This window comes from Cyanothece sp. BG0011, from assembly GCF_003013815.1.
In the GTDB taxonomy this organism is placed as follows: Bacteria; Cyanobacteriota; Cyanobacteriia; order Cyanobacteriales; family Microcystaceae; genus Crocosphaera.
Window position 1 is genome coordinate 25,078 of the sequence record NZ_PRLH01000092.1, and the last position, 25,605, is coordinate 50,682.

Genomic DNA, 25,605 nt, shown 5'->3' on the forward strand with positions numbered 1-25,605 from the left:
TTTGCTAAGATGTAAATAATACTATAAATTATTTTTAATGATTACCTATCCTATTTTTAATCTACAAGCACCATTTAAACCAACAGGGGATCAACCTCAAGCGATTAAACAATTAACCAAATCTCTACAAGCAAAAAACCGTTTTCAAACCCTATTAGGAGCAACCGGAACCGGTAAAACCTTTTCTATGGCCGTGGTGATTGAAAACATAGGAAAACCTACCTTAGTTTTAGCACATAATAAAACATTGGCAGCGCAATTATGCAACGAATTAAGACAATTTTTTCCTAATAATGCTGTCGAGTATTTTATTAGTTATTATGATTATTATCAACCAGAAGCTTATATCCCTGTCAGTGATACTTACATCGAAAAAAGTGCCTCGATTAACGATGAAATTGATATGTTAAGGCACTCAGCCACCCGATCATTATTTGAGCGAAAAGATGTCATTGTGGTTGCTTCTATTAGTTGTATTTATGGGTTAGGAATGCCGGCGGAATATTTAAAGGCTTCGGTTCCTTTGGAAGTAGGAAAAGAAGTGGATCAAAGACAACTATTAAGAGACTTAGTTACGGTTCAATATTCTCGTAATGATCTCGACTTACAACGGGGAAGATTTCGAGTTAAAGGAGATGTTTTAGAAATTGTTCCCGCTTATGAAGATAGAGTGGTTAGAGTTGAATTTTTTGGGGACGAAATTGATGCTATTCGTTATTTAGATCCCGTCACAGGAGAGATTTTAAATAGTCTTAAAAATATTAATATTTATCCGGCACGACATTTTGTTACCCCAGAGGAACAATTAGAAGCAGCTTGTGAAGCCATAGAAATAGAGTTAAAAGAGCAAATTTTAAACTTAGAAAAAGCAGGTAAACTATTAGAAGCCCAACGGATTGATCAACGCACTCGTTATGATTTAGAACTCTTAAGAGAGGTGGGTTATTGTAACGGGGTAGAAAATTATTCCCGTCATTTAGCAGGAAGAAAACCCGGATCACCTCCAGAATGTTTAGTGGATTATTTTCCTAAAGATTGGTTATTAATTGTGGATGAATCCCATGTAACTGTCCCCCAAATTAGAGGAATGTATAATGGGGATCAAGCTAGAAAAAAAGTGTTAATTGATCATGGTTTTCGTTTACCCAGTGCGGCGGATAATCGTCCTTTAAAATCTGAAGAATTTTGGGATAAAGTCAATCAATGTATTTTTGTTTCTGCGACTCCTGGAAACTGGGAAATTGAACAATCAGGAGATAGAATTATTGAACAAATTATCCGTCCAACAGGCGTATTAGATCCCGAAATTTTTGTCCGTCCAACTGAAGGACAAGTGGATGATTTATTAGGAGAAATTAAACAAAGGGTTAAGCGTAAAGAACGGGTTTTAATTACGACTTTAACCAAAAGAATGGCAGAAGATTTAAGCGAATATTTTCAAGAAAGAGACGTTAAAGTACAATATTTACATTCTGAAATTAAATCCATTGAACGCATTGAAATTTTACACGCATTAAGAAATGGGGACTTTGACGTATTAATTGGGGTTAACCTATTAAGGGAAGGGTTAGACTTGCCAGAAGTGTCTTTAGTAGCTATTTTAGACGCTGATAAAGAAGGCTTTTTAAGGGCAGAAAAATCCTTAATTCAAACCATTGGCAGGGCTGCCCGTCATGTCAATGGCCAAGCGATTTTATACGCCGATAATTTAACCGATAGTATGATTAAAGCCATTGAAGAAACAGACAGAAGAAGAAACATTCAAATAGCTTATAATAAGCGTCATAATATTACCCCTCAACCTATTATTAAAGGTTCGAGTAATGCTATTTTATCCTTCTTAGATATTTCCCGTCGTTTAAATGCCCAACAGTTAGAAGAAGTTTATACCCAAGCCGATGATTTACCCTTAGATAAAGTTCCTGAATTAATTCAACAATTAGAACAACAAATGCAAGAAGCTGCCAAGAATTTAGAGTTTGAAGAAGCAGCTAAATATAGAGACAAAATCAAACATCTTCGGGATAAAATATTAGGACATAAGTCATAAAAGAACAGTTGATTTATCCTGCTTTATACTCTTCTAATAGCTTCGGTAATTCATCATAGCCATCTACACCAATTAGTTTAATAAAATTAGGTCGATTTTGTTCGAGTAAAGTTTTAAATTCTTTGTCAGTTATTTTACCTTTGATTACAGTTAATAATCCTGCTGCTTGCCGATATTCACTAGAGTCAATTTGGTGTAATAGATACATTCCTAAACATCCAGAATAAACCGCTTGAAGTAAATTTTCTAACGTATAATAGGCTTCTGCTAAGTATGTAAAGTTTAACCCTTGCAAATAAGTATTACCAGAATTTAATGCCATTTTAATGCCTTTTTCTAAAGCAGTAATAGCAGCCGAGGGTTGAGACAAAATAACATAAGCAATGCCCAAACTATTATAAGCTAATGCCTGACTTTGATAGTCTTCTAATCTTTCTGCTAAAGTCGCACCTTGTTCTAAATAATTAATAGCAGATTCATAGATTTCCGTATTCATTTGTTCAAGTTCTTTTGCTCGAAATACCTCGCTATAACCCACATTAATTAATCCATTGGCTTCTCCTAATTTATCACCCACTTGACGAGAAAACATTAACGCCCTTTGACTATAATTAATGGCTTGATCATAGTCTTTTTCAGCAATACAAATGCGACTGAGGTGATTAAAATTAGCAATTTCACAGGCTTTATCGGAAGATTCTTGAGCAATTTCTAAGGCTTCTAAATGAAATTGTTTGGCTTGTTTATAATTTCCCAGTGTTAATTGAGAATAAGCCAGCAATGTCAAAATTCTTGCTTTTTCTTGGGTTCGTTCTACTTCTTTTAAAGGATCATCAAAATAAGTTAATGTATATTGTAAATTCTCACCCGAAAATGAAGCAAAAATACCGCCATATAAAGGGAAATCCTTTCGCTTAGTTAACTGACGTAATGATTGTAACATCATTAAAAAATAACCTTCTCTTAAATTGCTATTTTTCCCAGTAAATCCTTGAGAAAGTTGAGCAAAAATCATGGAAAATATTAATAAGGTACTATAGGATAATCTTTGACCAAACTTAGCATTATAAGGTTGTTCATCAAACCATTTAACTAACCCCCTTTCTAGGAAGTGTAACAGTAAAATTAATTCAACCCATGCCCTTAATTCTACCTGATAACTTTTATCCGATAATTCCCTAATAGATTCATTATTAGCTAAGGTTTTAAACAACATTTGTGCTAGAGGTAAACTGGTTTTTTTCTCCCACCAGGGCCAAGGTCCTTGTTTTTCTGAACCGAACCCTAAGGTACTTTGACTTTGTTCATAAATCCACGTAATTAACTCAGGTTCTAACCGAGAAAATTCTCGTAATCCGTCCCTGATACCATTAGCTAATTCTAAGGTTTCGACAGCATCATTCGAGTCTTTTAAAGATTCCGAGAGTTTTTGTAATTGTTCTCGATTCAAACTATTATGATTGCTTTGGTCTAGAAAAGGTAAAAAAGAAGATAATAAATGTTGCGAATCAGCCCTTTTAATTTGTTCGATGGCTAAACTAATTACTTGTTCTTTTTGATTTTCTTTTTGCCAGCGTTCCCATTCACCCTGAATTGTTTGTAATGCCCTTAAAATACGAGTTGCTTTTAATTTTTTCTCTAATTGTGCGGTGGTTTTTTGAATATTTTCATCAAGAATACGCTCAAAAATTTCTCCTGTTCCTAGTTCAATCTCTTTTAATAACATCCGATAAACTTGTTCTTTTGATCTAATTTTTCCTTTTAGAGTAATATCCACAATAGAATCAATAAGTTGTTGATAACGGTTCGCTAAAGAATTAGATTCAGACATAATCAAAGTCAATAAAAAAGAACTAATGGGCAGTCAATGGTCGGAAATTTCTATTATTATCCTTCATTTTCATTGTAACTGATTGTAAATATTAAGAAAATAGAAATAAATGAACAACGAAGGAAGGGCATTAGGGTAAAGTGGATTTCGGAGTGATAGCCGAGGGGTAATTATCCCTTGATAACCGACTTTAACCTAGCATTTTAGCTAGATTATGCCACTCAATTAATGATTGATTAGCTTTATATTTTTTAAGAATATGGGGAAAATGATCAAAAAAGTCAATATTAAATTCTTGTCTTCCCTACTGCCCATCGGAGTTGTAACCAGTAGTGTTGCCGTAATCTTGCCGGCGAGGGCAACCACCATCGTCAGTGACTGGGTGGATCTTACTTTAATGGCGGTTGAAAATACCCCCATTACGGGAGATCCCATTACTGGACCCACTTCAGCCTCACGGGCCTATGGCCTTGTCGGTACTGCCATGTACGACGCATGGGCAGCCTATGAACCCACGCCCATTAGTACGCTGTTAGGGGATAGTCTGCAACGACCTGATCAAGAAAATACTGACAACAATAAGATAGAAGCGATTAGTTATGCTTCTTACCGAGTCCTATCAGAGTTATTTCCCAATCAAGAGGGTCTGTTTCGCAACCAAATGGTTAATTTAGGCTTTAATCCCGATAATAACACCACTGACAGCAGCACAGCAGCCGGAATCGGTAACATCATGGCAGAAACCCTGATGCAGTCCCGTCGTCTGGATGGTTCTAACCAACTCAATAATTATGCTGATACAACCGGTTATCAGCCCGTTAATGTCACCTTACCGGGTCAAGAACCATTAGTTATGGATATTACCCGTTGGACAGCAGAACATATTCTCATTGATGATCTTAACGCCCCCATTCAAAGCCCTTTGACCCCTCAATGGGGAGAGGTGACTCCCTTTGCCCTTACCTCTGGTGGTCAATTTCGTGCGCCCACCCCTTTTTCATTCTTACTGGACCCCTTAGCCACAGCAGACTTGCAAGCTGAAACCATTACCCGTCGTGACGGTACGGTTGTTCCCATTAGTAAGGATCTCATTGGCATCGATATTAACCCCGATTTCATCAGTGAATCTGAAGCGATCATCAGTTTCAGTGCTAACCTAACGGACGAAGAAAAAATGATCGCCGAATATTGGGAAGACCCCAGTGGAACGGCTTTTCCGCCGGGTCATTGGTTAGAAATTGGTCAATTTGTATCCCAACGAGATGGTTATGGTTTAGATGAAGAGGTAAAGTTGTTTTTTGCCCTGGGTAATTCTGTCATGGATGCAGGCATTGCCGTGTGGGATAGTAAATATTATTATGACTATGCTCGTCCTGTCCGTGTGATTCGTGAGTTAGGACGGTTATGCTTGATCGGAACCGAAGACGTTCCCGGTAGTGGAGACTGTTATATAGATGCGTGGGGAGGACCCCAACAGGGAACCCAACGGATTTTAGCCACAGACTTTATCACTTATCAAAATCCAGAAGACAACCCTTCCCCTCCCTTTCCTGAATATACTTCCGGACACAGTGGTTTTAGTGCAGCCGCAGCAGAAATCTTAAAGTTATTGACTGGCAGTGATTTTTATGGGGATTCAATTACTTTTCCGGTGGGGTCTTCTCGTTTTGAACCTGGGTTCACTCCTAGTGATCCCGTCACCCTCTCCTGGACGACTTTTACTGAGGCAGCCAACGAAGCAGGAATTTCTCGATGTTATGGTGGTATCCACTTTATTTGTGGGGACTTAGAGGGCCGCAGGATAGGCCGTCAAGTGGGAACCGAAGTCTGGCAACGGAGTCAGTTTTTTATCAATGGTGGTCCACAGGTTGATGAACCGAGATCCATGGCCTTCTTTTTCTTACTAGGGGGATGGTTTTTGGTTCGTCCGTTTCTCACCAGAAATCAGTAACATTTATCAACATTCTGACCGACTTATCTGAACTGCTAAGCTATAAAAGAATAATAGTCTTCGGGAAACAGTGGGCAATCTATCATGGGACTCAAAAATAACTCTCGCTTTCTACGTCTTCCCCCTCTCGGTAGTTTAATCTTAATGGGAGTTGGGATTATCTTTTTTATCTATCTCATCTACTACTACACCAATCGGTCTGATAACGAAGTTCCCATCGAACCCTATAGCGAATTTTTAGAAAAAGTTGAAAACGATAAAGTGGCCAGAGTCAAAATCGGTAACAGCCTAATTCTCTATCAACTTAAGTCCCTATCCCTGCTGTCTCCTTCTGAAGACTTATTACCCCTACCAGAAACCCCCTTAGACAACACTAATAATTCTAATAATCCCCTTCATGGGCCAACCGCTTCAACCCCCTCTCAAACCGAACCTTCGGGGAGTACAGGCAAAGTTTTAGCTACCATTCCCATTGATGATCCTAATTTACCTACCCTACTCCGAGAAAAAGGGATCATTTTTGAAGCCGCCCCACCCCCTCAAAATAGTTGGGTGAGTACCCTGATGGCTTGGGTAATTCCTCCCATTATCTTAGTCTTAGCCATGCAGTTTTTACTGTATCGTAACGAAGATCGGGGATCGTTGGCCTTTAGTAAAAGTAAAGCTAAAGTCTATGTTGAAGGCGAAGCCGCCAGAATTACTTTTGCCGATGTGGCCGGGGCCGAAGAAGCGAAAACCGAATTAGTGGAAATTGTCGAATTTCTCAAAAATCCCGATCGCTTTAGTCGTATTGGGGCCCGAATACCCAAAGGGGTGTTATTAGTGGGGCCGCCAGGAACCGGAAAAACCCTATTAGCCAAAGCCGTCGCAGGAGAAGCGGGTGTGACCTTTTTTAGTATCTCTGCCTCGGAATTTGTGGAATTATTCGTGGGAACCGGGGCCGCTAGGGTGAGAGATTTATTTGAACAGGCCAAAAAACAAGCCCCTTGTATCATTTTTATCGATGAATTGGACGCTATCGGCAAATCTCGTAGTGGGGGTAATGGCCTTAGTGGCAGTAACGATGAACGGGAACAAACCTTAAATCAACTGTTAACGGAGATGGATGGCTTTGCTGTGGGGGATGCCACCGTGATCGTTTTAGCAGCCACCAACCGCCCAGAAACGCTAGATCAGGCATTATTAAGACCAGGCCGTTTTGACCGTCAAGTTTTGGTTGATCGCCCGGATCTTGCAGGAAGATTAGCCATTTTAGAAATTTATGCCCAACGGGTAGAAATTGATCCCGATGTTAACCTCAAAGATATTGCTACCCATACCCCAGGGTTTGCCGGCGCTGACTTAGCGAACTTAGTTAACGAAGCGGCCCTCTTAGCAGCGAGAAATCAACGGGAATATGTGACCCAAGGGGACTTTAAAGAAGCCATTGAACGGGTTGTGGCCGGTTTAGAGAAGAAAAGCCGGGTGTTAGGAGACGTGGAAAAGAAAATTGTTGCTTATCACGAAGTTGGTCACGCTTTAGTGGGGGCTGTGATGCCGGGAGGGGGTAAAGTCTCGAAAATTTCTATTGTCCCCAGGGGTTTATCGGCCTTGGGTTATACTTTAAAAATGCCCACCGAAGACCGTTTTTTGATGAGTGATACGGAATTTCGTCAACAAATTGCCATGTTATTAGGGGGACGGGCTGCAGAAGAGATTATCTTTGGTAGTGTGACCAATGGGGCCTCGGATGATTTACAACGGGCCACGGATATTGCTGAACGAATGGTAACCACCTACGGTATGAGTAAGGTATTAGGACCGTTAGCTTACGAAAAACGACAACAGGCTAATTTTTTGGGAAATAGTGGCGTTAACCCTCGTCGTCTGGTGAGTGAGGAAACCGCAAAAGCCATTGATGAAGAGGTTAAGCAAATTGTTGATTCTGGTCATCAACAAGCTTTATCGATTCTCAATCATAACCGGGATCTCTTGCAGCAAATTGCTCAGCAATTATTGGCTATTGAAGTGATAGAAGGGGAAGAACTTCATCAACTTCTTAATCAAGTTGAAGATCCTGGTAACTAAGGAATAGTGTAAGTTGTTTGATGTTGTTATTCATTAGAACAACTTTCAAGATGAAAATTGGTGTCTTAATTAAATAAGATCCAAATTAATTTCGTCATAAATTTCCCTAAGTTTAACTTCACAGTTAAATGAGATTAAACTAAAGCTATCATTTTGAGAATGATAAGTTGTAATCAACCATTGTTGATCAGTTTGTTTTGTGTAATGTTTAACGTGATATTGATATTGATCGACTAAAATATATTCTTGAAAAGTGGCTAATGAACAATAATAATCAAATTTATCTCCTTGGTCATAATTTTTTGTGCTTTTAGATAAAACTTCAATAATTAAGCTAGGATTAGTAATTGTATCTTGTCTATTTTCCACTAAAATAGGTTGACCTTTTATGACCATTATATCAGGGTAAGTATAAACTTGATAACTAGGAATCCATAAACGTAAATCTGTCATATAAACTTTAGCATTTTGACCCCGAAGTTTTGTTTTTAAAGTAGTTGCTAAATTAAGGCAGATTTCATTATGATTCGGTGTACCTCCGGTCATTTCAATGATTTCTCCATCAATATATTCATGTTTGAGTAATGAAGTTTCTTCTTGGCTTAAATATTCTTCGGATGTGTAATAATTTTGTTTAAGGGAAGATGTCATTTGTGATTATGCTGCGATCGTCTATTGACAGAGGATAACAAAAAATGGGCATAAATGGGCATAATATTATTATGTCCCTACAACCCATAAATTTGACGATTTGTATGGGTTTAACACTGTGTTTTACCCAATACCGTTAAATCTATTTAATATTAAACCCATCGTTAATAATCGTTTTGGTGGGTTACGATGGATTACAAATTAATCGGTTAGTTTCATAATTTATCCTCATCTAACCAACCCTACAAACTGCGGACGACATGATAGTTATTCGCAAAAAAGCTTGAGAAAATCGGTAGCGCGATAAATGGGAATACCTTCATAGGCAATCATATCTAACAAATCACTGTCTCCGGCGATGATGCAATCTGCTTTTCCAGCAACAGCGAGGGAGAGAAACTTATCGTCTTTGGGATCACGGCAAGCGATAACAGACTCTTTAACTATAACTGATTCTGAAATGGCAATATACCACTCAATATAATCGATCGCATTTTCTTGTGGGATATATTTGCGAAATTTGTCTCTGTTTAATACGGTGAATAGTTCGGCAATGGTATCGTCAGAAATTAAGGTAATACCCTGTTTTGCTACATAATCAAACAGTCGCTCAAAATTTTCGTTGGGACGTATGGCGAAACTGACGAGAATATTGGTATCAACAACGACTCGTATCATCAATCATTTTTTAGGCTGGCCATGAGGTTGTCATGTTCTGCTTCTGTCATACCCAAGCATGCAGCTTTGCGCTGTAATTTTCTGGCAATAATAGACAAGCTAGGACGACCTACCACCAGACGAACCATTTCATCATCAGGGATAAGAGCGAGTGCTTCTCTAATTTCTTTGGCTGTACCTTGGATTAGTTTTGCTTCTGTCGTCATGATTTTTTATAATCTTACGTCCAATCTTATTATAATTCAGCCACTAGGTGTAAGGATGGGCATAATATGATTATGCCCCTACAAGATATAAATTTGATGTCCCGTAGGGGTTTAACACTGTGTTTTACCCACAAACATTAAACACAACACCATCAAATCTATTTAATATTAAACCCATCATTAATAATGGTTTTGGTGGGTTACGATGGATTAATTTTTAATCCGTTAGTTTCATAAGTTATCCCCATCTAACCCACCCGACAATGTATAATCTAATCTGGTCTTTTAACGAAACTATTAGATAAGTTTTGAGATTTTTTAATAAATTTTTCGTCAAATGTATAAAATTCCGAACAGTGATCATTTTGGGAATGGTTATTTGACCTTGACTAGATAACTGTGTGGTTTCCATAGAAAATATTAACAGGTTATATTTTTTTAGTCTATCACAGATGCGTAAAAATAGACATAAATAATAATAATGAGCATAATATTATTATGCCCCTACTTAATCAGTTAGTTTCATACCTCATCACCATTTAACTCACCCTACAAACTACTTAAGGAAACCTCATTTTGAAGATTAGCGTATTTTGTTTCTTGTGTTAGAATTTCTTTGAAAGTTACAATCTTTCTTAGTTGACTACATATTTTTTTGATATCATTTAAGCTTATAGGACAATCATCGCTTGATAACGGTGATATTATTACTTTTTTGCGCTCACCTTTAATAATTTGACTTGCTAGTATTATATGTTTACCTTTATTAAGTTTATCTATAGCAACTAAATGATTACCATAATATTTAAAATCCCATTGTGTTTTATAACCAATAATATCATTTAGCTTTTCAGTCAAAAAAGGACTGGATAAATATTCTCTGAAAGTCTGTTTTACTTTTGTATGAGTGCTATTAAAGAGACTACTATATTGTCTTTTGGTGTTCAAATTTTTTTGTTCTCGTATTTTGTTAGTGTTTTTTAATGTTGGTTTTCCTGAACCTTGTAAATGATCTAAACATACATCTATTGTTTCAGTTCTATTAATCCAGTAACCATCATTTTTTTTCTTGAGTATCAAACGACCAATAATAAATGCTAAAGTTTTTGTTCTTTTTTTGTTATAAATTGTTATTGATATAGATCCTGATTTTTCGATTTTTATTATGCAACTTGTAACAAATTGTAGACATTCATTTGGATTCTTTATATCTGTCAGATAAAAATTTTTTAAAATATCTATACTGGCTAAATTTAATGAACAATTTAAGGTATACCCTCTGTTGATTTTATGATTAGTTATTATATCGTTTGTTTTAGGGATATTATAAAACCAATTGATAGATGATAAAAATTCTATAAAGTAATCAACTAAATATGTTTCTACGTTTTCCTCATTCAAACTATATTTTTCTATGAGGTAACAAATAATCTGACTTAAAGAATCGAATCCTTGTCCAGAACACAAGTATTGAATGATCTCTCTTACTATAAATTTTTTTTCATACACCCTAGTTTCATATTTAAGTTTACCTGAAATATCGAGAGATTTCTCTAGAATTTCATCCTGTTTCTGCTTAATAAAAATTATTATTCGATTTAAAAAACTCTGATTTTTGAAAAATATAGATTTAATATAAATTTGACAAAAATTAGGATATTGACTAGATATTATTATTGAAAATAATTGTTTTAATCGTTCTAACTCTTGTCCCTGAGAATCATAATTATTATCTTCAATGATAGATTGATTATCACCATAATTCCTTAAAGGACATTTTGAGTTAAATTTATTTATTTCAATTTCTTCTTCCCTATAGTGAGAAAAATGAGGCCGTCTTTGTATACCTTTTTTCAGAAAGACAGGTTCATTACATTTTGTGCATAAGAAAAATTTGTCTCTAGAATCTTCATGGGTAACTTGATCAGCAAAAAATATGTCACCCGCTAAAAACATTGATTTAGCTTTATCCATAACAACCCAATAATCACAATCATTTGTTTTAATGTACCCAAATTGAGCTAATAAATTACAATAAGAGAGTTTTAGTGTCGCTTCTCAAATCAACTCGATACAATCATTAATGAATAGGGGTTGACAAATTCTGCCCCGAAGCCGTAAAATATTAAAAGTAAGCTTCATAATCAAAATCTGTGCAATTTCAAAATTTGAGAAAATATTTCCATTATGATACATATTTCATTATTTAGAATAAAACAAAGACAGCCCGTTTGTCAAGGGAAAAAATAATTTTTTTGTACTAATCATTAAACAGCGTAAACCAAGACGGGGACTCGTTTATAAGCAGGGGTTTGCGATCGCTTATCTAGATGTGCTTTCATCAAGATATTAGCTTCAGGATAGAACATTAAAGCTGCACCTTGTTTAATTTCACCGCAAATAATCTCAATATTGTGCAATTTTCCCCCATCTCCTTGTACTGTTACCCGTTGATGCTCATTTAACCCTGCTTTTTCCACATCATCGGGGTGCATTAAAATACAATGACGGTGAGGCATACCGCGATAAGGATCATCGTTGCGATAGACTATAGTATTATGTTGACGATAACTGCGTCCGGTAATTAAAGCAACCACCACCCCAGAAAAGGAACCAGAAACGCCAAACTCTGAAGGTTGGGGTAAAGTAATGGTAGGTAAAGGAGTCTCTTGCATCATCGCTTTACCGGACGCTGTGGGAAACTTTGGTTCTGTAAAAATGCGACCTGAAATGGTAAATTCTTCTTTTGTTTCGTCTATATGTGCAATCTTTTCGTAACCGGGAATGGTTTCAGAAATAAGTTTTCTCACATAACGAGTGTCTTGTAACTTGCGCCAGTTTACGGGATCATCACCTAAGAGACGATGGGCTAATTCTGTGATAAAGTCGATTTCAGAGACAAGATCAGCATTTTGTAGGTGAGTTTTCCCCTCATCATTCAACCTCACAAAATTATTCCCTGACTCAACTGTCGTTTTATGGGGGTTTTCAAACCTTGCATATACGGGGAGAATGAGAGTATTTTCTGCTGCGAGGCCGTGAAAATGGCCTAAGTTGGGTTTGGTAGATAGATAGATAACCGTTTCAATGTTTCCTAAAGCGCGTTTTGCTTGGGTTAAGTCAGGGTTAGCTGCATAAAGATTTCCTCCCAAACATAACAAAGCATCTACCTTGTTGTCATCTGCTGCATCGATCAGCGATCGCGCGTCATAACCTGGGGTACGATTAAGCGATCGCCCTAATAACCTTTCTAATGCGTCTTGGATCTCTTTTTTGAGGATGTTACTAACTCCCATCGATCCGAAACCCTGTACATTAGAATGGCCACGAATAGGCATTAACCCTGCACCTAATTTTCCCACATTTGCGGTCATTAATGCTGTGTTTGCAATACTAAAAATTGTTTCCACACCATGTAACTGTTGCGTCACACCCATGGCCCAAGCAAACACCACACCTTTTGCTTTACTAATGAGAGTTGCAGCAGTTTCGATATCTTGTTTTGAAATACCACAAGTATCTGTAATAGTCTCCCAAGAAGTTGCTTGAGACTGTTGTAGAATAGTCTGCCAATTTTCCGTATAATTTTCTAAGAAATCTTGTTGTATTAACCCTCTTTCGATTAAAGATTTTTGTATCCCCACAAAGATAGCGAGATCGCTACCCGGATGAGGTTTTAAGAATAAGGATGCAATATCTGTTCCTGGGATCAGAGACTTGAGAGGAAATGCAGGAGACGCGAACTTTTTTAACCCCACTTCTTCGACGGGGTTGATAACAATAACAGTTCCCCCGCGATCGCGTATTTTAATTAATTCATTCATCAAACGAGGGTGGTTTGCTGGTGCATTAGAACCCACCAAAACCACGCAGTCAGACGCTTTTAAGCTTTCCAAACTGACGAGAGATGTCCCTGTACCAAACACGGTTTTTAACCCTACTGCTGAGGCACGATGGCACAAATCAGAACAATCTGCTAAGTTATTAGAGCCGAGCGATCGCATCATCAATTGTAGAAGATAAGCTGCTTCATTGGATGAACGTCCGGAACTATAGGAAGCAATGCGATCAGAGGGTTTCTTCAATGCTGTTTCAACGAGGTTATAAACTTCGTCCCAACTAAGACGTTGATAGTGTGTTTCACCCTTGCGTAGAATAACAGGGAAGGTTAAACGGCCCAGTCTATCTGCTTCTTGTGAGGTTAATTTTTGTAAGTCTGTAATAGAATATTGTGTAAAGAAATGGGGTTGTATTCCTGGTTGTAACTCGGAGGATATTGCTTCAACACTTTTAACACACCGTTGTAGAGTTTCTCCGACTTCATTGGTAAACCCACCTTTTTGGCCACCGGTTCCCCACGCGCAAGATAAACAAGCACTTTTGTGAAATAGGGTTTTCCAGATGTCTATCCCATCAGCAGAAAGGGTATAATTTGCCCAGTCTTCTATTAAGGGTAAACCACCCCCCATGTTTTTGCCAGGGTGTGGGGTTAAGGGGTTGTTGTCGGGTTGGTTGGTGTTGTCCATATTAATTAGTTAACTATCAAAACATCAAAATTAATCTTCTGTTAACAAAGAATTTAGATCCCGATAAGCACTAAGAACTCTAATAATTTCTATATCATTATCAATAATACGATAAAAAATAATATAGTTGTCCAAGGGAACACCACGCAAAGAGGGTTGAAACTCTGAATAACTTCGTCCCATTTTAGGAAACTGTTTTAAATTGTTGCATTTTTTCTCAAATTCTAAGACAAAACGTTCTCCTGCATCAACGCTAACTTGAGCAAAATAGTCAAAAATATCATCTAAGTCTCGACTTGCTTGTGGAGAAATAAGACAAATAGTCATGACTTTTTCTAGCGTAAGTTATTGATTTTATTTTTTAAGCGATTAATTACTATTTCGCTGTCTATTCCTTCTCCTCTGTCTAATTGTTCGATTCCAATATTCAATTTTTCTTGAGTTTCTTTGACCCATTGTTGATAGTGTTTATCTTTTTGTTCTAGTAATAATAATGCTTCGGTAATGATTTCATCAATGTTGTTATATTCTCCACTGTTGAGTTTTTCTTGAATAAATGTTTCTTGCTCTTGTTTAAGGGTAATGTTAATCATGTTTAAATTTAATATGGGTTAAGTTCTTTATTTATTATAGACTGTTTGGTGTTGGGGTAAGGGTGACATAGATTAGGGTTTAATACTATTAAACCCCTACGATAAATTAATGGACAGTTATATATGTGCGATCGCTCACTAATTCCTAGTTTAACTCAAGGAATAATATAGGCTCGTCAATTCTACAGTTGCTGTCAATATATTGTGTGTTATACTGTTGGCAATTTTACCCCAAAGTATTTAATAACAAATAATTACCATGAAAAAGATTTTAACTCTCGCTTTAATTAGTTGTTTTACTTTTCCTATATTCAATTTTAAATCTGTTAATGCTCAATCGAGTTGTCAAGCAACTATTAATTCAGTAGTGAGTGATATTAAATCTAAAGGAGTAAGAACTGTTTTAACAGAAGAAAGAAAAGTACCTGAATATTACACAGAAAACCCAACTAATAAAAATACAGAGTTCTGGTTAACAATGGGTCCCTATAATTCTCCTAATAGCGATAGACGAACTAGGGGTATCATTGCAAATATAATGAATTCAAAAGTTTTGATGAAAACCTATTCAGACAAAATAGTTGCTAGTTGCAGTAAATATGGTGTAGTATCTATTGGAGCAGAAGGAACAGATTGGGTAGAACAATACGCTCTTCAGCCTAATGGTAAAACTACATTAAGAACTTGTGTTAGTCCTGGTCCTGGTGTGCAATTAACTTGGAATCAAGTGGGTTGTTTATAAAATATTGACTAGATTAGATGGGGTTTAATAATATTAAACCCCTACGATGATGTATAATAGAGAAGTATCAAAATGAGAATAGTGTAGCTAAAAATATGGATAGTAAAAAAGAATATATTGAACTTTTAAAACAGTTTCCTCCTCGTCCAATAAAATCAGAGGAAGATTTAGAAGCAACTCAAGCAATGGTTAATTACTTATTAGATAAACCTAAATTGACAGAAGAGGAGTCTGACTATTTAGATGTGTTAGGAATGCTTATCTATGACTATGAAAAAGACTTAGATATAGTTCCTGATATTTATGGAGTTGAGTTATTAAAGGTTTTGTTAGAAGAACGAAACTTGAAACAAAAAGATTTAGTTTCTATTTTCAAAACAGAATCTATTGTTTCTGATATTCTCAATGAGAAAAGACAATTAACTACTAGACATATTCAAGAGTTAGCTAAATTTTTTAATCTTTCTCCTGCTGTCTTTTTTCCTCGTTCATCGGTTTAATTATTTAGCTTCAAGTTTTCTAAACCTTTGTTCAATATCAAGATGTTCTGATTCATTAGTTATAGTTTACAATACGTCTCTCGTTTCTTAGAGTACCTTCTAACCTCTTTTTGATGCGGACATTTATCCTGTTCACGATAACATAACGCCTGTTATTCGACACCAGGACCACGCCGAAGAAACACCATAAGTTGACTTCCTTTACCGACTGTACTCAAGACTCTGATAAAACCACCATGATTCCTGATAATACTAAGTACGGTAAAAAGACCTAATCCTGTTCCTCCTTTTACTTGTTTTGTTGTAAAAAAGGGATCAAAAATACGCTCCCTAATCTCAGGTTTAATCCCCATTCCTGTATCCGTAAAATTTATTAATAAATAATGATTTTCATTGCTTTCTAATTGATCACTTATTTCAGTCGAATCTAGGACAATATTTCGGCTATTATGGTCACTTTTCCCTCTTCTAAGATAGCATCACAAGCATTAACCATTAAATTCATAAATACTTGGTGTAATTGAGTTTTATTTCCTAGAACTGTCCAAAGTTTTTCACTTTTAAGTTTCAGTTCAATTTCAACCGATTTTGGGGATGTTCTTTGTGCCACCTGTACGACTTCTTCAAGTAAAGATTCAACCTGAATAATCATACGGTCTTGGTCTTCTTCGCCACAAGCAAAAGATACAATTTGTTTCGTTAAATCAATGCCTCTTTGACTATAATCTTCAATAATTTTCAAACGTTTTTGAATCGGTTGCTCATAGAAAGCAGACTGCTTTTTTAATAAGCTAGCAGTGAATAAAATTGGTTGGAGAATGTTATTTAAGTCATGGGCAATGCCACTCGCTAATGTTCCAATACTTTCTAATCGTTGCATCCGATAAAATTGAATGTCTAAATACTTTTTGTTGGTAATATCGGTATTGACAATTAAAATTGATTCTGGCTGTTGTGTTTCATTTAAAACAACTGTCCAGCGACTTTCTACGGTAATCGTTCGTTTATCTTTGGTGATTTGTTCTAGCTCCCCGTACCAAACTCCTTTTTTTATCGCTGTATTTAATCGCGTTTCTAATTTAGAAAAACTGTCATAACTAAAGAAGTCAAAGATTTTTTTACCAAGGATTTCTTCTTTATCCCAACCATATAATCTCTCTGCCCCTTGACTCCAAAATAAAACTCGATGCTCTAAATCTTGTACTAAAATAGCATCGGTAGAAATGTCGATTAAGGCGGCTTGTTCGCGGATTTTTTGTTGAGCCTTTTTACTATCGCTAATATCCCGAATCAACCACAGTAACTCAATGGGTTGCTGACTCGAATTACAAATATTTGTTATCGATAATATGGCTGGAAAAGTATGTTGATTATTGCGTTTTAGATAAACTTCCCAATCCTTAACTAATTCAGATTGAGTTAATTTTGTCTGTAAGGTTTGGCTATAGGGTATCGTGATAAAATCGATTAGTGATTGACCCACTAATTGCTGTGGCATAACATCGAGTAAAGCAATGGCAGCTTGATTGGCTTCTTGAATATTTCCTGCTTTATCAGTGACAAAATACCCATCGGGGGCTTGGGAAAATAAGTTTTGATATCGTTGACGTTCCGATTCAGCCACTTGTTGCGCTACTATTAAAGCTTGATTTTGCTGACGCAGTTCTTCTTGCATAATTCGCAAGTCTTGATTAGCCTTGGCAAGTTCGGCAGTTCTTTGCTTGACTCGCTTTTCTAATAAGTCGCTGGCTTGTTGTTGCTTTTCGTAAAGATTAGATTGAGCGATCGCAATGCCTAATTGTATGGCTAACTGTTGCAATAAATCAATTTCTTCTGGTTGCCATTGTCGCGGTGATTGACAGTGATGAGCAATTAATAATCCCCATAAATTTTTTCGTTGTAAAATCGGAACGACTAAATTGGCTCTCACCTCAAAGCTTGCTAGTAAGTCTATATGGCACGGTTCAAGTCCTGCGTTGTAAATATTTCCTACTGCCATGACTCGGCCTTGTTCGTAACGTTGAACGTAACTCACGCCATCTTGTGGTTTATCAAAACAGGGATCGTGAATATTAGTATCTAAAATCGCTGTCCATTGAGAATCGACTGACTCAGTTTCGATCACCCCACTGCCATCAGGTTGAAAACGAAAAATGAGTACCCGATCTGTTTTGAGAAACTGCCGAACTTCTGCGACAGTCGTATTCAGAATTTCATCAAGATGCAAAGATTCTCGAATACGCTCAAGCATATCAACAATCAATCGCTGTCGCAATAGTTGATGTTGTAGACTGTTTTGAGTTTGTTGATGTTTAGTGGTTGCTTGTCTGAGTTGAGAATTCAAATAATCCTGTTTTATGGCATACTTTACGGCAAGTTGTAAATTATCTGCTTTAATTTGATGGGTTAATAGGTAATCGGCAATGACTGGTTTTAGGGATGCAATTGCTTCTTCTTCGTCTTTTTGAGAAATTAAAAGAATGATGGGTAAAAAATCACTTTGACGAAGCTTTTTTAACTGATTTATCAATTCTGATTCTTCCATCTCCTTTCGGCAATAGGTCAGAAGGATTACACTGGGAAATTGTTCATAACAAAGAGCTATAGCTTTTTGTGATGAGTCAGCTTCTATAATCTGATAGTTATTGTTTGACTGTTGCTGAAGATAACGAGAATAAGTTTCTCGTTTTTTGTGACATTTATCTATTAGTAAAATTTTTAATGAATTGTCTATAATGTTCATGTTTGAGTCAATTTAGAGCTTTATTTTTTTTATGAATAGAGCAGTTTTAAAATCATTTTATTTTTTTACTAAAAAGAAAAACCTCTATTTTTTAGATAAGATTAATATAGGCAAAACAATATAATTTCTAAGTTTCATAGATTAGTTAATTAGACTATCTATTTTCCTCTTTATATTTTAAATATCATAGCACTAATTATATTATTGAAACCTTATTTTATCCTTAACCTATTATCAAGCTAATATCCTTTATTATAGATAAAGCAACCTAATTAAGTCGTTATGTCTGAGACAGCAAAAAAGATTATTTTAAAGCTAAATTAAAATATTAGAAGAATTATGATCCTATTATTCTTAAAATCAAAATTTAATTCTTTTTTTTCTAGCTATGTCTATATTTTGCCCGATTTCTGGTATAATAGATGAATGTGATATCATACAAAAAATGACGACCAAATATGTCAGTATATCAAGGTCAATCAAACATCAAAAAACCAAAGATTAATCCTTTTTGCAAAATATCTACCTTTGGATAGATACAACTTAATAAAAATAGATATTCAATTTCTTGATAGGATTAGATGAGTTCTATGGCAAAAATTGTACTGGTAGAAGACGACGCTGATAGTCGCAATCTCTATAAAGATTTCCTAGAAACAGAAGGATTTCAAATATTTGGCGCAGAAGATGGATTAACGGGACTAGAACTTGCCCGTCAATATAAACCAGATTTAGTCCTTTGCGACATCATTTTGCCAAAAATCGACGGTTATGAAGTTTTATCTCGGCTAAGACACGATCCTCTCACCGCAGCGATTTCTTTTATTTTTTTGACAGCCAAAAATACCAAAAAAGAATTACGTTACGGCATGAACCTAGGCGCTGACGACTACCTTCCTAAACCATTTACCGCAGATGATTTATTAGAAGCGATCGCAGCCAGATTACAAAGACAAGCCTATCTTAAACGATGTTATCAAGTCGAATATGTCTCAGACGACTCGTCTCAAGAGACGAAAGAAGTGTCTCAAGAGACAGCACAGTTCTTATTTCCGCCTATCTCTGAAGAATTTCGTGAAGTTTTCGAGTTTATCGAAGCGAATTATGCCAGGGAAATTACCTTATCCGATGTTGCTCAAGCGGTGGGTTATTCTCCTGCATATTTAACCAACCGAGTGAAACAAGAAACAGGTAATACTGTCAATCGCTGGATCATTGAGCGGAAAATAACGGGGGCCTGTTCGTTATTAGAAACGACAGATTGGTCAATCGAGAAAATTGCCACAGTTATGGGTTATAGTAGCTTAAGTTACTTTTTCCGTCAATTTCGTCAATATCGAGCCATGACCCCCAATGATTGGCGAAAAAAAAATTTAGCCAGTTGAATCTAGTAGCTAAATTTGATACTTTTCTGATTTTAATTAATGCTAATTTCAATCAAGTTTGTAACGATTTTTGGTTAAAGCTTGTTTAATATTGTTGAGATCAATTTCTTGCTCGCCAATATTGTCTTCATTTACGACTAACTCATTATCAGGATTAATGACACCAATGTAACCTTCTTTAAGAACAAAATCTTGAAGTTTACGGGGTAAATGTAAATCTAAAAAAGTAAGGGGAATTAGCTCATGAAATTGACCACTTTCAATAAAAGCGTAGGCCACAATATCCTCTACATAATAAACATCATTAATGTAATAAACAGCTTTCCATCCTGCTCCAGCATAAACAAAATTATTTAATTTTTTAGATTCTAAAGAATGATCAATAAAGTTAGACTGATAAGGTTCGATCATCGCCGTTGTTTCTACTAATTCCATAAAAGAATTTTCCTCAATAAAAGTTTTTAAGCAAAAACTTGAGAATTAATCTGAAAAAAGTTGGTTGCATTATTGATGAATTTAATTCATATTTTGCATTAATATTAGTCAAACAAAAATAAATTTTTAAATCAAAAACAGACCAACAATGCACAAAACCAAATAAATAAGGTTAAGGTTTAAAAAATTAAATAAGAAATACCATATATTAACGTATCATAATTATTATAAAATTTTTCTAAAATTGTTACCAATAGTAACATTAACCAACTTACATAAATGTAACGAGTTAAAACACCCGTGTATTTGACTATTAAATCGATGCTCAAAAATCATATAAAAATCCTAGGGTGTGAAATATCTGACGAATTATATCATACCCACTAAGACTTTCTAAAAAAAAGATGGTTAAAATTAAGATTAATTTACAAAACAAAGTTCATTGAGGCTCATTGGTGCAACAAAGTCTTAATTTTCTGCTTTATTTGTTTAGTTTTATCCTTTGCCGCCAAAAACGCAGTGAGACTGTTAATCAGATGATTGGTTTCACTCATAGCTGGAGTTGTCTGAGATTGATAAAAATGTCGAGTGGACGTAAACGTCTGTTGTAGAGAATATTTGTCTTTTTTCTGCACTAATTCAGCTAGACGAGCGTAAACTTTAGCTAAACGACCGATTAAATCAGAATTTTCCTGATTTGACAACATGATCTCTAGATAGAGAGAACCATCTTGAGCAAATAAACGACTGACCATATCCAGTTGAACACGAAACAGAGGACTGGTAACCCCCAAAGTTTTCTGTAAATCAACCCCTTCTTCAGCTAAAAACACCCCTAGACCAAAAACCGAAAAATGGCGAATTGCTTGAACCACTCCCATTAAGCGATCGTGTTCTTCAGGAGAACAATAAACCAAATTTCCTCCCTGATTTTCAATCAAATCAAGAAACCATTGACAAGCTTGAAGATGACGACCAGGACAGACAACCACATTTTGAGATAAAAAAGAAGTGACCCCAGGGCCAAACATCGGATGTAACCCCACCACTGGCCCCTGATGATACTCCAGCATTGTCGAAACCACTGAAACCTTAAGGCTACTAATATCCACTAAAACAGCCGAAGGATTAAGAAACGGAGCCGCTTTGTCGATAACAGTGGTGATAATATTAATTGGCACACATAATAAGACAAGATCTGCCCTATCTAAAAGCTCAGGGGCATCATCCCAGTTACTTTGCTCAATAATATCAACCCGATGTCCTGCATCAAATAGCTGACAAGCAAAAAATTGCCCCATTTTTCCTCGCCCTCCGATGAGGGTAACTCGTTTAGAATCTGTTGAATTAAGAGAATTATTAATTGCCTGGTTAGCAGCTTGACAGTTAAGCGTTAAATTTTGCCAAACAAATTCGGGAACATCATTTTGATGTAGTAGTTGATTGATGCCAGAAGCAGCTTCAGGATGACCTTTAGATAATTTTGAAGCTGCAATTTTTTGACCAAGCAGTTCGATTAATTGGCGATCGAGAGATGAAAGCATAGTCTTAAAAGTGAGAGGTTAGAATTCAGAAGTTAGTAGGAGACTTGAGGACTAGGAAACGGGAAAAGTGGGTCATACTACTCGGTTAAGCCCAGAGCAGTATTGAGAGAGTTGGAGAATGAGATAAAGAGTCTTTTAAGTGCTATTCCATCTTGCTTCTATCGCTTTGTATCGCAGATACATTATATTTCAATGGTTCTCCCTTTGCCTCCCCTGCTCCCTCTGCCCCTTTTTTGAGCTATCAAGCGAGGATAGCCAGAGTCGGCTGTACCCGATCAACAACTTGACACATTCCCTCAAGTTCGTGAGAAAGACGATCAAATTGTTCTAATGTTAAAGATTGGGGACCATCGGATAAAGCCTGAGCCGGGTTAGGATGAACTTCAATCATCAAAGAATCTGCCCCCACTGCGATCGCCGCTTTAGCCATAACAGGGACAAAAGAGGATTTGCCAGTCCCGTGACTAGGGTCAACCATAATCGGCAGATGAGTCAAAGAGCGTAAAACTGGAACGGCCGATAAATCTAACGTATTGCGAGTATATTGACGATCAAAGGTTCTAATGCCTCTTTCACAGAGAATAACATTGGGATTTCCCGACACCAGGATATATTCTGCGGCCATTAACCAATCATTGATTGTCGCCGAAATACCCCGTTTCAGTAACACGGGTTTATTTTGCGCCCCGACTTTTTTCAGGAGGGAGAAATTTTGCATATTACGGGCGCCCACTTGAAGAATATCGGCCACATCAGCCACCCGCTCAACATCGGTACTATCCATCACTTCGGTAATAATGCCCAGTCCAGTGGCTTCTCGCGCTGCCCAGAGCATTCCTAAAGCACTTTCTCCATGGCCTTGAAAAGAGTAAGGAGAGGTACGGGGTTTATAGGCACCACCCCTTAAAAACTTAGCCCCTGCTGCTTTAACCCGTTTTGCCGTTTCGACAATCATCTCTTCGCTTTCTACCGAACAAGGGCCTGCAATCAAGACAACAGGGTGAGCTTCACCGAACTTGACATCACCATTAGGAGTAGAGACAATGACTTCGCTTTCTTGTCCATAACGATATTCACGACTCGCCCGTTTAAAAGGTTTTTCTACCCGTAAAACTTGTTCTATCCAAGGACTAACTTCTTGAATGAGTAACGGGTCAAGACTGCTAGTCTCTCCAATCATACCGATAATTACTTGATGTCTACCGACCACTTTTTCGGCTTTGACGGGTAAAGTTGTGGTAATTTCTTGGATAGTGCGGTTAATTTCGATTTCTGGGGTTCCTTTTTTGAGAATAATGATCATGGGAGTAATACCTCTAATTAGTTGTAACGATTTTTAGAAAGAGATTGAGAAAACTGGGATAAGTGCGCTACTTTTTGCCAAGCTTCTCCACTTTTTAAGACAGTTTGAGCTACTTCGACCCCTTGGGCTAAGGTTTCGAGTAAATCAGCTTTTTGGGGTAGTGCTTTAGCCACAAACAAAGCCAAAGCCGTATTTAAAGCCACGACATCTTGTTGCGCTTGGGTTCCCTTGCCTTGTAGTACCCGTTTTAAAATTTCGGCATTTTCGGCAACATTGCCCCCTTTGAGGGCTAAAGTTGGGGCAGGGTCAAGATTTAACTGTTTAACATCGAGGGTTAAAAAATCAATTTGGTCTCCTTGAATAATGGCCAAATCATTAAGATCCCCTAATCCTGCCTCATCTAGCCTTTCTCTGCCATAAACCACAATCCCCCAATCTGTGCTAAGGTGACGCAGGGCATCAGCAAAGATTTCGACTAAGCTAGGGTCACTCACCCCGATCACTTGTCCTGTGGGTTGTAGCGGATTAACTAACGGGCCTAAAAGATTGAAAATGGTGCGAATTTTAAGGGTTTTGCGGAAAGAAGCCACGGATTTTAAGGCCGGATGCCATCCAGGGGCAAAAAGAAAAGTAATTCCAATTTTTTCTACGGCTTCTTGGGAGAGGTCAGGGTCAGCATTAAGGTTAATGCCTAAAGCTTCCACCACATCGGCAGAACCCGCTTTACTCGAAGCCGAACGGTTGCCATGTTTGGCCACCTTTACCCCTGCTGCGGCGGCCACAAAAGCCACTGCCGTAGAAATATTAAAGGTAGAGGCACCATCGCCTCCCGTACCGCAAGTATCAATTAAGGGGACATCGAGAGCGTGTCGACTCACAGGACATAAAGATTGAGCATCAAGCACCTGTACCATTCCGATTAATTCTTCAGCAGACACCCCTTTAGCATTAATAGCCGTTAAAATAGCTCCTGAGAGAACAGGCGGAATGTCATCGGTGAGCCAACCCTGCATTAAATCAGTAGCTTGAGGGACGGAGAGGGATTGACCAGCGAGGAGTTGCTGTAAGAATTCTGGCCAATGTGGGGATAAAGAGGGGTTTCTCGTAATTGTTTGCATCATGACAACAGATTTTTACAATATTTACAGTTGATTCATTTGTTTGGCGACGGTTTGAACGTCCTTATCACCCCGTCCAGAACAGTTAATGACAATACGGGGACACCCTTCGAGTTGAGGACAGAGGGTTTCGAGATAGGCGAAAGCATGGGCAGTTTCCAGGGCAGGAATAATGCCTTCTAAACGAGAGATTTGCTCAAAAGCCTTTAACGCTTGCTCATCAGTGACACTGTAATATTCAGCCCGTTGAGTGTCTTTTAAATAACTATGCTCAGGACCCACCCCAGGATAATCTAATCCTGCGCTGATAGAATGGGCTTCAATAACCTGGCCTTCTTCATCTTGGAGGAGATAACTCATCGCACCGTGAAGCACTCCAACCTGTCCCCGGGTTAAGGTGGCTGCGTGTTTGGGAGAATTAACCCCTTCCCCGGCCGCTTCAACACCGATTAATCTGACAGTGGGTTCATCGAGAAACTCATGAAACAGTCCGATGGCATTAGAACCGCCTCCCACACAAGCTAAGAGAATATCCGGCAGTCCTCCCCATTTTTCCTGGGCCTGACGACGGGTTTCTTGACCAATGATGGCGTGAAAATCGCGGACTAACATGGGATAGGGATGAGGCCCCGCCACCGAGCCTAAAATATAGTGAGTGGTTTCTACATTCGTGACCCAATCTCTGATCGCTTCAGAAGTGGCATCTTTGAGGGTTCCTGTTCCGGCGGTGACAGGTTGAACTGTTGCCCCTAATAGTTTCATACGAAACACATTTAAGGACTGTCGTTCCATGTCATGAATGCCCATGTAGATGATGCACTCTAAACCAAACCGAGCGCAAGCCGTTGCCGTTGCCACCCCGTGTTGTCCGGCACCTGTTTCTGCAATAATGCGCTGTTTGCCCATGCGCTTGGCTAAAATGACTTGACCGAGGGCATTGTTAATTTTGTGGGCTCCGGTATGGTTTAAATCTTCCCGTTTTAGATAAATTTGGGGACCGGTGCCATCAGGACGACGATAATGTTCACTCAAGCGTTCAGCAAAATAGAGGGGGCTAGGACGACCGACATAATCAGTTAATAGGTTGATCAGTTCCGCCCTGAAAGATAAATCATCTCGATATTGATGATAGGCAGTTTCTAGTTCTTTGAGGGCGGGCATCAAGGTTTCAGGGACATATTTACCGCCAAACTGACCAAATCTTCCTAACTTATCGGGATTTTGACTTGAAATTGTAGGCTTTTGAATGCTTACCATGATATTTTTATGATTAAAAATTGAG

Annotated in this window: 21 protein-coding genes; 6 read left to right on the forward strand and 15 right to left on the reverse strand. The window is 37.5% G+C overall.

The window, feature by feature from the left end; translation table 11 throughout:
- Window positions 1–37: 37 nt before the first annotated feature.
- Complete coding sequence (uvrB, locus tag C4E06_RS10855; protein ID WP_107668068.1) at window positions 38–2,050, forward strand: excinuclease ABC subunit UvrB; 2,013 nt, start codon at window positions 38–40, stop codon at window positions 2,048–2,050.
- 13 nt (window positions 2,051–2,063) lie between these two features.
- Here the strand turns inward: uvrB and C4E06_RS10860 are convergent, their stop codons facing one another.
- On the reverse strand, window positions 2,064–3,881 hold the full coding sequence (locus C4E06_RS10860) for a tetratricopeptide repeat protein (protein WP_107668069.1): 1,818 nt from the start codon (window positions 3,879–3,881) through the stop codon (window positions 2,064–2,066).
- Between the two features lie 268 nt (window positions 3,882–4,149).
- Here C4E06_RS10860 and C4E06_RS10865 point away from each other — a divergent pair, with 268 nt between their 5' ends.
- The gene (locus C4E06_RS10865; RefSeq protein ID WP_198648540.1) at window positions 4,150–5,832 is read left to right on the forward strand and encodes a vanadium-dependent haloperoxidase; all 1,683 of its coding nucleotides are present in this window, start codon (window positions 4,150–4,152) and stop codon (window positions 5,830–5,832) included.
- An 84-nt stretch (window positions 5,833–5,916) separates the two neighbouring features.
- The gene (gene ftsH / locus C4E06_RS10870) at window positions 5,917–7,899 is read left to right on the forward strand and encodes an ATP-dependent zinc metalloprotease FtsH (RefSeq protein WP_107668071.1); all 1,983 of its coding nucleotides are present in this window, start codon (window positions 5,917–5,919) and stop codon (window positions 7,897–7,899) included.
- 69 nt (window positions 7,900–7,968) lie between these two features.
- On the opposite strand, the gene C4E06_RS10875 is transcribed toward ftsH, so the two are convergent.
- The 7 genes from C4E06_RS10875 to C4E06_RS10910 all read right to left on the reverse strand — a co-directional run bounded on the left by C4E06_RS10875 (window position 7,969) and on the right by C4E06_RS10910 (window position 14,553).
- Window positions 7,969–8,550: a Uma2 family endonuclease gene (locus C4E06_RS10875; RefSeq protein WP_107668072.1), complete on the reverse strand. Its 582-nt coding sequence runs from the start codon at window positions 8,548–8,550 to the stop codon at window positions 7,969–7,971.
- Window positions 8,551–8,817: 267 nt separating this feature from the next.
- On the reverse strand, window positions 8,818–9,228 hold the full coding sequence (locus C4E06_RS10880; RefSeq protein ID WP_107668073.1) for a putative toxin-antitoxin system toxin component, PIN family: 411 nt from the start codon (window positions 9,226–9,228) through the stop codon (window positions 8,818–8,820).
- Complete coding sequence (locus C4E06_RS10885; protein ID WP_107668074.1) at window positions 9,228–9,434, reverse strand: hypothetical protein; 207 nt, start codon at window positions 9,432–9,434, stop codon at window positions 9,228–9,230. Before C4E06_RS10885 ends, C4E06_RS10880 begins: the two co-directional genes overlap by 1 nt.
- 549 nt (window positions 9,435–9,983) lie before the next feature.
- Window positions 9,984–11,408, reverse strand: coding sequence for a competence protein CoiA family protein (locus tag C4E06_RS10895; protein ID WP_107668075.1), 1,425 nt, complete (start codon window positions 11,406–11,408; stop codon window positions 9,984–9,986).
- Window positions 11,409–11,701: 293 nt separating this feature from the next.
- Window positions 11,702–13,960, reverse strand: a complete 2,259-nt coding sequence (locus C4E06_RS10900) for an FdhF/YdeP family oxidoreductase (protein WP_107668076.1) — start codon at window positions 13,958–13,960, stop codon at window positions 11,702–11,704.
- A gap of 30 nt (window positions 13,961–13,990) precedes the next feature.
- Window positions 13,991–14,287, reverse strand: coding sequence for a type II toxin-antitoxin system RelE/ParE family toxin (locus tag C4E06_RS10905; protein ID WP_107668077.1), 297 nt, complete (start codon window positions 14,285–14,287; stop codon window positions 13,991–13,993).
- Between the two features lie 8 nt (window positions 14,288–14,295).
- Window positions 14,296–14,553, reverse strand: a complete 258-nt coding sequence (locus tag C4E06_RS10910) for a type II toxin-antitoxin system ParD family antitoxin (RefSeq protein WP_107668078.1) — start codon at window positions 14,551–14,553, stop codon at window positions 14,296–14,298.
- Window positions 14,554–14,812: 259 nt separating this feature from the next.
- Here C4E06_RS10910 and C4E06_RS10915 point away from each other — a divergent pair, with 259 nt between their 5' ends.
- Both C4E06_RS10915 and C4E06_RS10920 read left to right on the forward strand, forming a co-directional pair.
- Window positions 14,813–15,295, forward strand: coding sequence for a hypothetical protein (locus C4E06_RS10915; RefSeq protein ID WP_107668079.1), 483 nt, complete (start codon window positions 14,813–14,815; stop codon window positions 15,293–15,295).
- Window positions 15,296–15,390: 95 nt separating this feature from the next.
- On the forward strand, window positions 15,391–15,795 hold the full coding sequence (locus tag C4E06_RS10920) for a type II toxin-antitoxin system HigA family antitoxin (RefSeq protein WP_107668080.1): 405 nt from the start codon (window positions 15,391–15,393) through the stop codon (window positions 15,793–15,795).
- A 152-nt stretch (window positions 15,796–15,947) separates the two neighbouring features.
- On the opposite strand, the gene C4E06_RS10925 is transcribed toward C4E06_RS10920, so the two are convergent.
- Window positions 15,948–16,232 carry an ATP-binding protein gene (locus C4E06_RS10925; RefSeq protein ID WP_107668081.1) on the reverse strand — a complete coding sequence of 95 codons (285 nt, stop codon included), beginning with the start codon at window positions 16,230–16,232 and terminating at the stop codon, window positions 15,948–15,950.
- Window positions 16,223–18,538 (reverse strand): PAS domain S-box protein, encoded by a 2,316-nt coding sequence (locus tag C4E06_RS10930; RefSeq protein WP_107668082.1) that lies wholly within the window; start codon window positions 18,536–18,538, stop codon window positions 16,223–16,225. Before C4E06_RS10930 ends, C4E06_RS10925 begins: the two co-directional genes overlap by 10 nt.
- Before the next feature lie 590 nt (window positions 18,539–19,128).
- Here C4E06_RS10930 and C4E06_RS10935 point away from each other — a divergent pair.
- Window positions 19,129–19,923, forward strand: a complete 795-nt coding sequence (locus C4E06_RS10935) for a response regulator (protein WP_107668143.1) — start codon at window positions 19,129–19,131, stop codon at window positions 19,921–19,923.
- Between the two features lie 48 nt (window positions 19,924–19,971).
- Here C4E06_RS10935 and C4E06_RS10940 read toward each other — a convergent pair whose 3' ends face one another.
- From C4E06_RS10940 to trpB, 5 genes are all read right to left on the reverse strand, one after another.
- Entirely contained in the window at window positions 19,972–20,358 is a 387-nt protein-coding gene (locus tag C4E06_RS10940) for a hypothetical protein (protein WP_198648541.1), read from the reverse strand.
- 449 nt (window positions 20,359–20,807) lie between these two features.
- Window positions 20,808–21,902, reverse strand: a complete 1,095-nt coding sequence (gene tyrA / locus C4E06_RS10945; RefSeq protein ID WP_107668083.1) for a bifunctional chorismate mutase/prephenate dehydrogenase — start codon at window positions 21,900–21,902, stop codon at window positions 20,808–20,810.
- Between the two features lie 241 nt (window positions 21,903–22,143).
- Complete coding sequence (aroF, locus tag C4E06_RS10950; RefSeq protein WP_107668084.1) at window positions 22,144–23,205, reverse strand: 3-deoxy-7-phosphoheptulonate synthase; 1,062 nt, start codon at window positions 23,203–23,205, stop codon at window positions 22,144–22,146.
- Between the two features lie 17 nt (window positions 23,206–23,222).
- Window positions 23,223–24,326, reverse strand: coding sequence for an anthranilate phosphoribosyltransferase (trpD, locus tag C4E06_RS10955; protein WP_107668085.1), 1,104 nt, complete (start codon window positions 24,324–24,326; stop codon window positions 23,223–23,225).
- A gap of 21 nt (window positions 24,327–24,347) precedes the next feature.
- Entirely contained in the window at window positions 24,348–25,580 is a 1,233-nt protein-coding gene (gene trpB, locus C4E06_RS10960; protein ID WP_107668086.1) for a tryptophan synthase subunit beta, read from the reverse strand.
- Window positions 25,581–25,605: the final 25 nt, after the last annotated feature.

Coding starts and splice junctions, on each gene's coding strand:
- C4E06_RS10895 (WP_107668075.1), bottom strand. CDS start 11,408: ATGGATAAAGCTAAATCAATGTTTTTAGCGGGTGACATATTTTTTGCT.
- ftsH (WP_107668071.1), top strand. CDS start 5,917: ATGGGACTCAAAAATAACTCTCGCTTTCTACGTCTTCCCCCTCTCGGT.
- C4E06_RS10905 (WP_107668077.1), bottom strand. CDS start 14,287: ATGACTATTTGTCTTATTTCTCCACAAGCAAGTCGAGACTTAGATGAT.
- C4E06_RS10910 (WP_107668078.1), bottom strand. CDS start 14,553: ATGATTAACATTACCCTTAAACAAGAGCAAGAAACATTTATTCAAGAA.
- C4E06_RS10875 (WP_107668072.1), bottom strand. CDS start 8,550: ATGACATCTTCCCTTAAACAAAATTATTACACATCCGAAGAATATTTA.
- C4E06_RS10935 (WP_107668143.1), top strand. CDS start 19,129: ATGGCAAAAATTGTACTGGTAGAAGACGACGCTGATAGTCGCAATCTC.
- C4E06_RS10880 (WP_107668073.1), bottom strand. CDS start 9,228: ATGATACGAGTCGTTGTTGATACCAATATTCTCGTCAGTTTCGCCATA.
- trpB (WP_107668086.1), bottom strand. CDS start 25,580: ATGGTAAGCATTCAAAAGCCTACAATTTCAAGTCAAAATCCCGATAAG.
- C4E06_RS10865 (WP_198648540.1), top strand. CDS start 4,150: ATGATCAAAAAAGTCAATATTAAATTCTTGTCTTCCCTACTGCCCATC.
- tyrA (WP_107668083.1), bottom strand. CDS start 21,902: ATGCTTTCATCTCTCGATCGCCAATTAATCGAACTGCTTGGTCAAAAA.
- aroF (WP_107668084.1), bottom strand. CDS start 23,205: ATGATCATTATTCTCAAAAAAGGAACCCCAGAAATCGAAATTAACCGC.
- trpD (WP_107668085.1), bottom strand. CDS start 24,326: ATGATGCAAACAATTACGAGAAACCCCTCTTTATCCCCACATTGGCCA.
- uvrB (WP_107668068.1), top strand. CDS start 38: ATGATTACCTATCCTATTTTTAATCTACAAGCACCATTTAAACCAACA.
- C4E06_RS10860 (WP_107668069.1), bottom strand. CDS start 3,881: ATGTCTGAATCTAATTCTTTAGCGAACCGTTATCAACAACTTATTGAT.
- C4E06_RS10915 (WP_107668079.1), top strand. CDS start 14,813: ATGAAAAAGATTTTAACTCTCGCTTTAATTAGTTGTTTTACTTTTCCT.
- C4E06_RS10930 (WP_107668082.1), bottom strand. CDS start 18,538: ATGAACATTATAGACAATTCATTAAAAATTTTACTAATAGATAAATGT.
- C4E06_RS10885 (WP_107668074.1), bottom strand. CDS start 9,434: ATGACGACAGAAGCAAAACTAATCCAAGGTACAGCCAAAGAAATTAGA.
- C4E06_RS10940 (WP_198648541.1), bottom strand. CDS start 20,358: ATGGAATTAGTAGAAACAACGGCGATGATCGAACCTTATCAGTCTAAC.
- C4E06_RS10920 (WP_107668080.1), top strand. CDS start 15,391: ATGGATAGTAAAAAAGAATATATTGAACTTTTAAAACAGTTTCCTCCT.
- C4E06_RS10900 (WP_107668076.1), bottom strand. CDS start 13,960: ATGGACAACACCAACCAACCCGACAACAACCCCTTAACCCCACACCCT.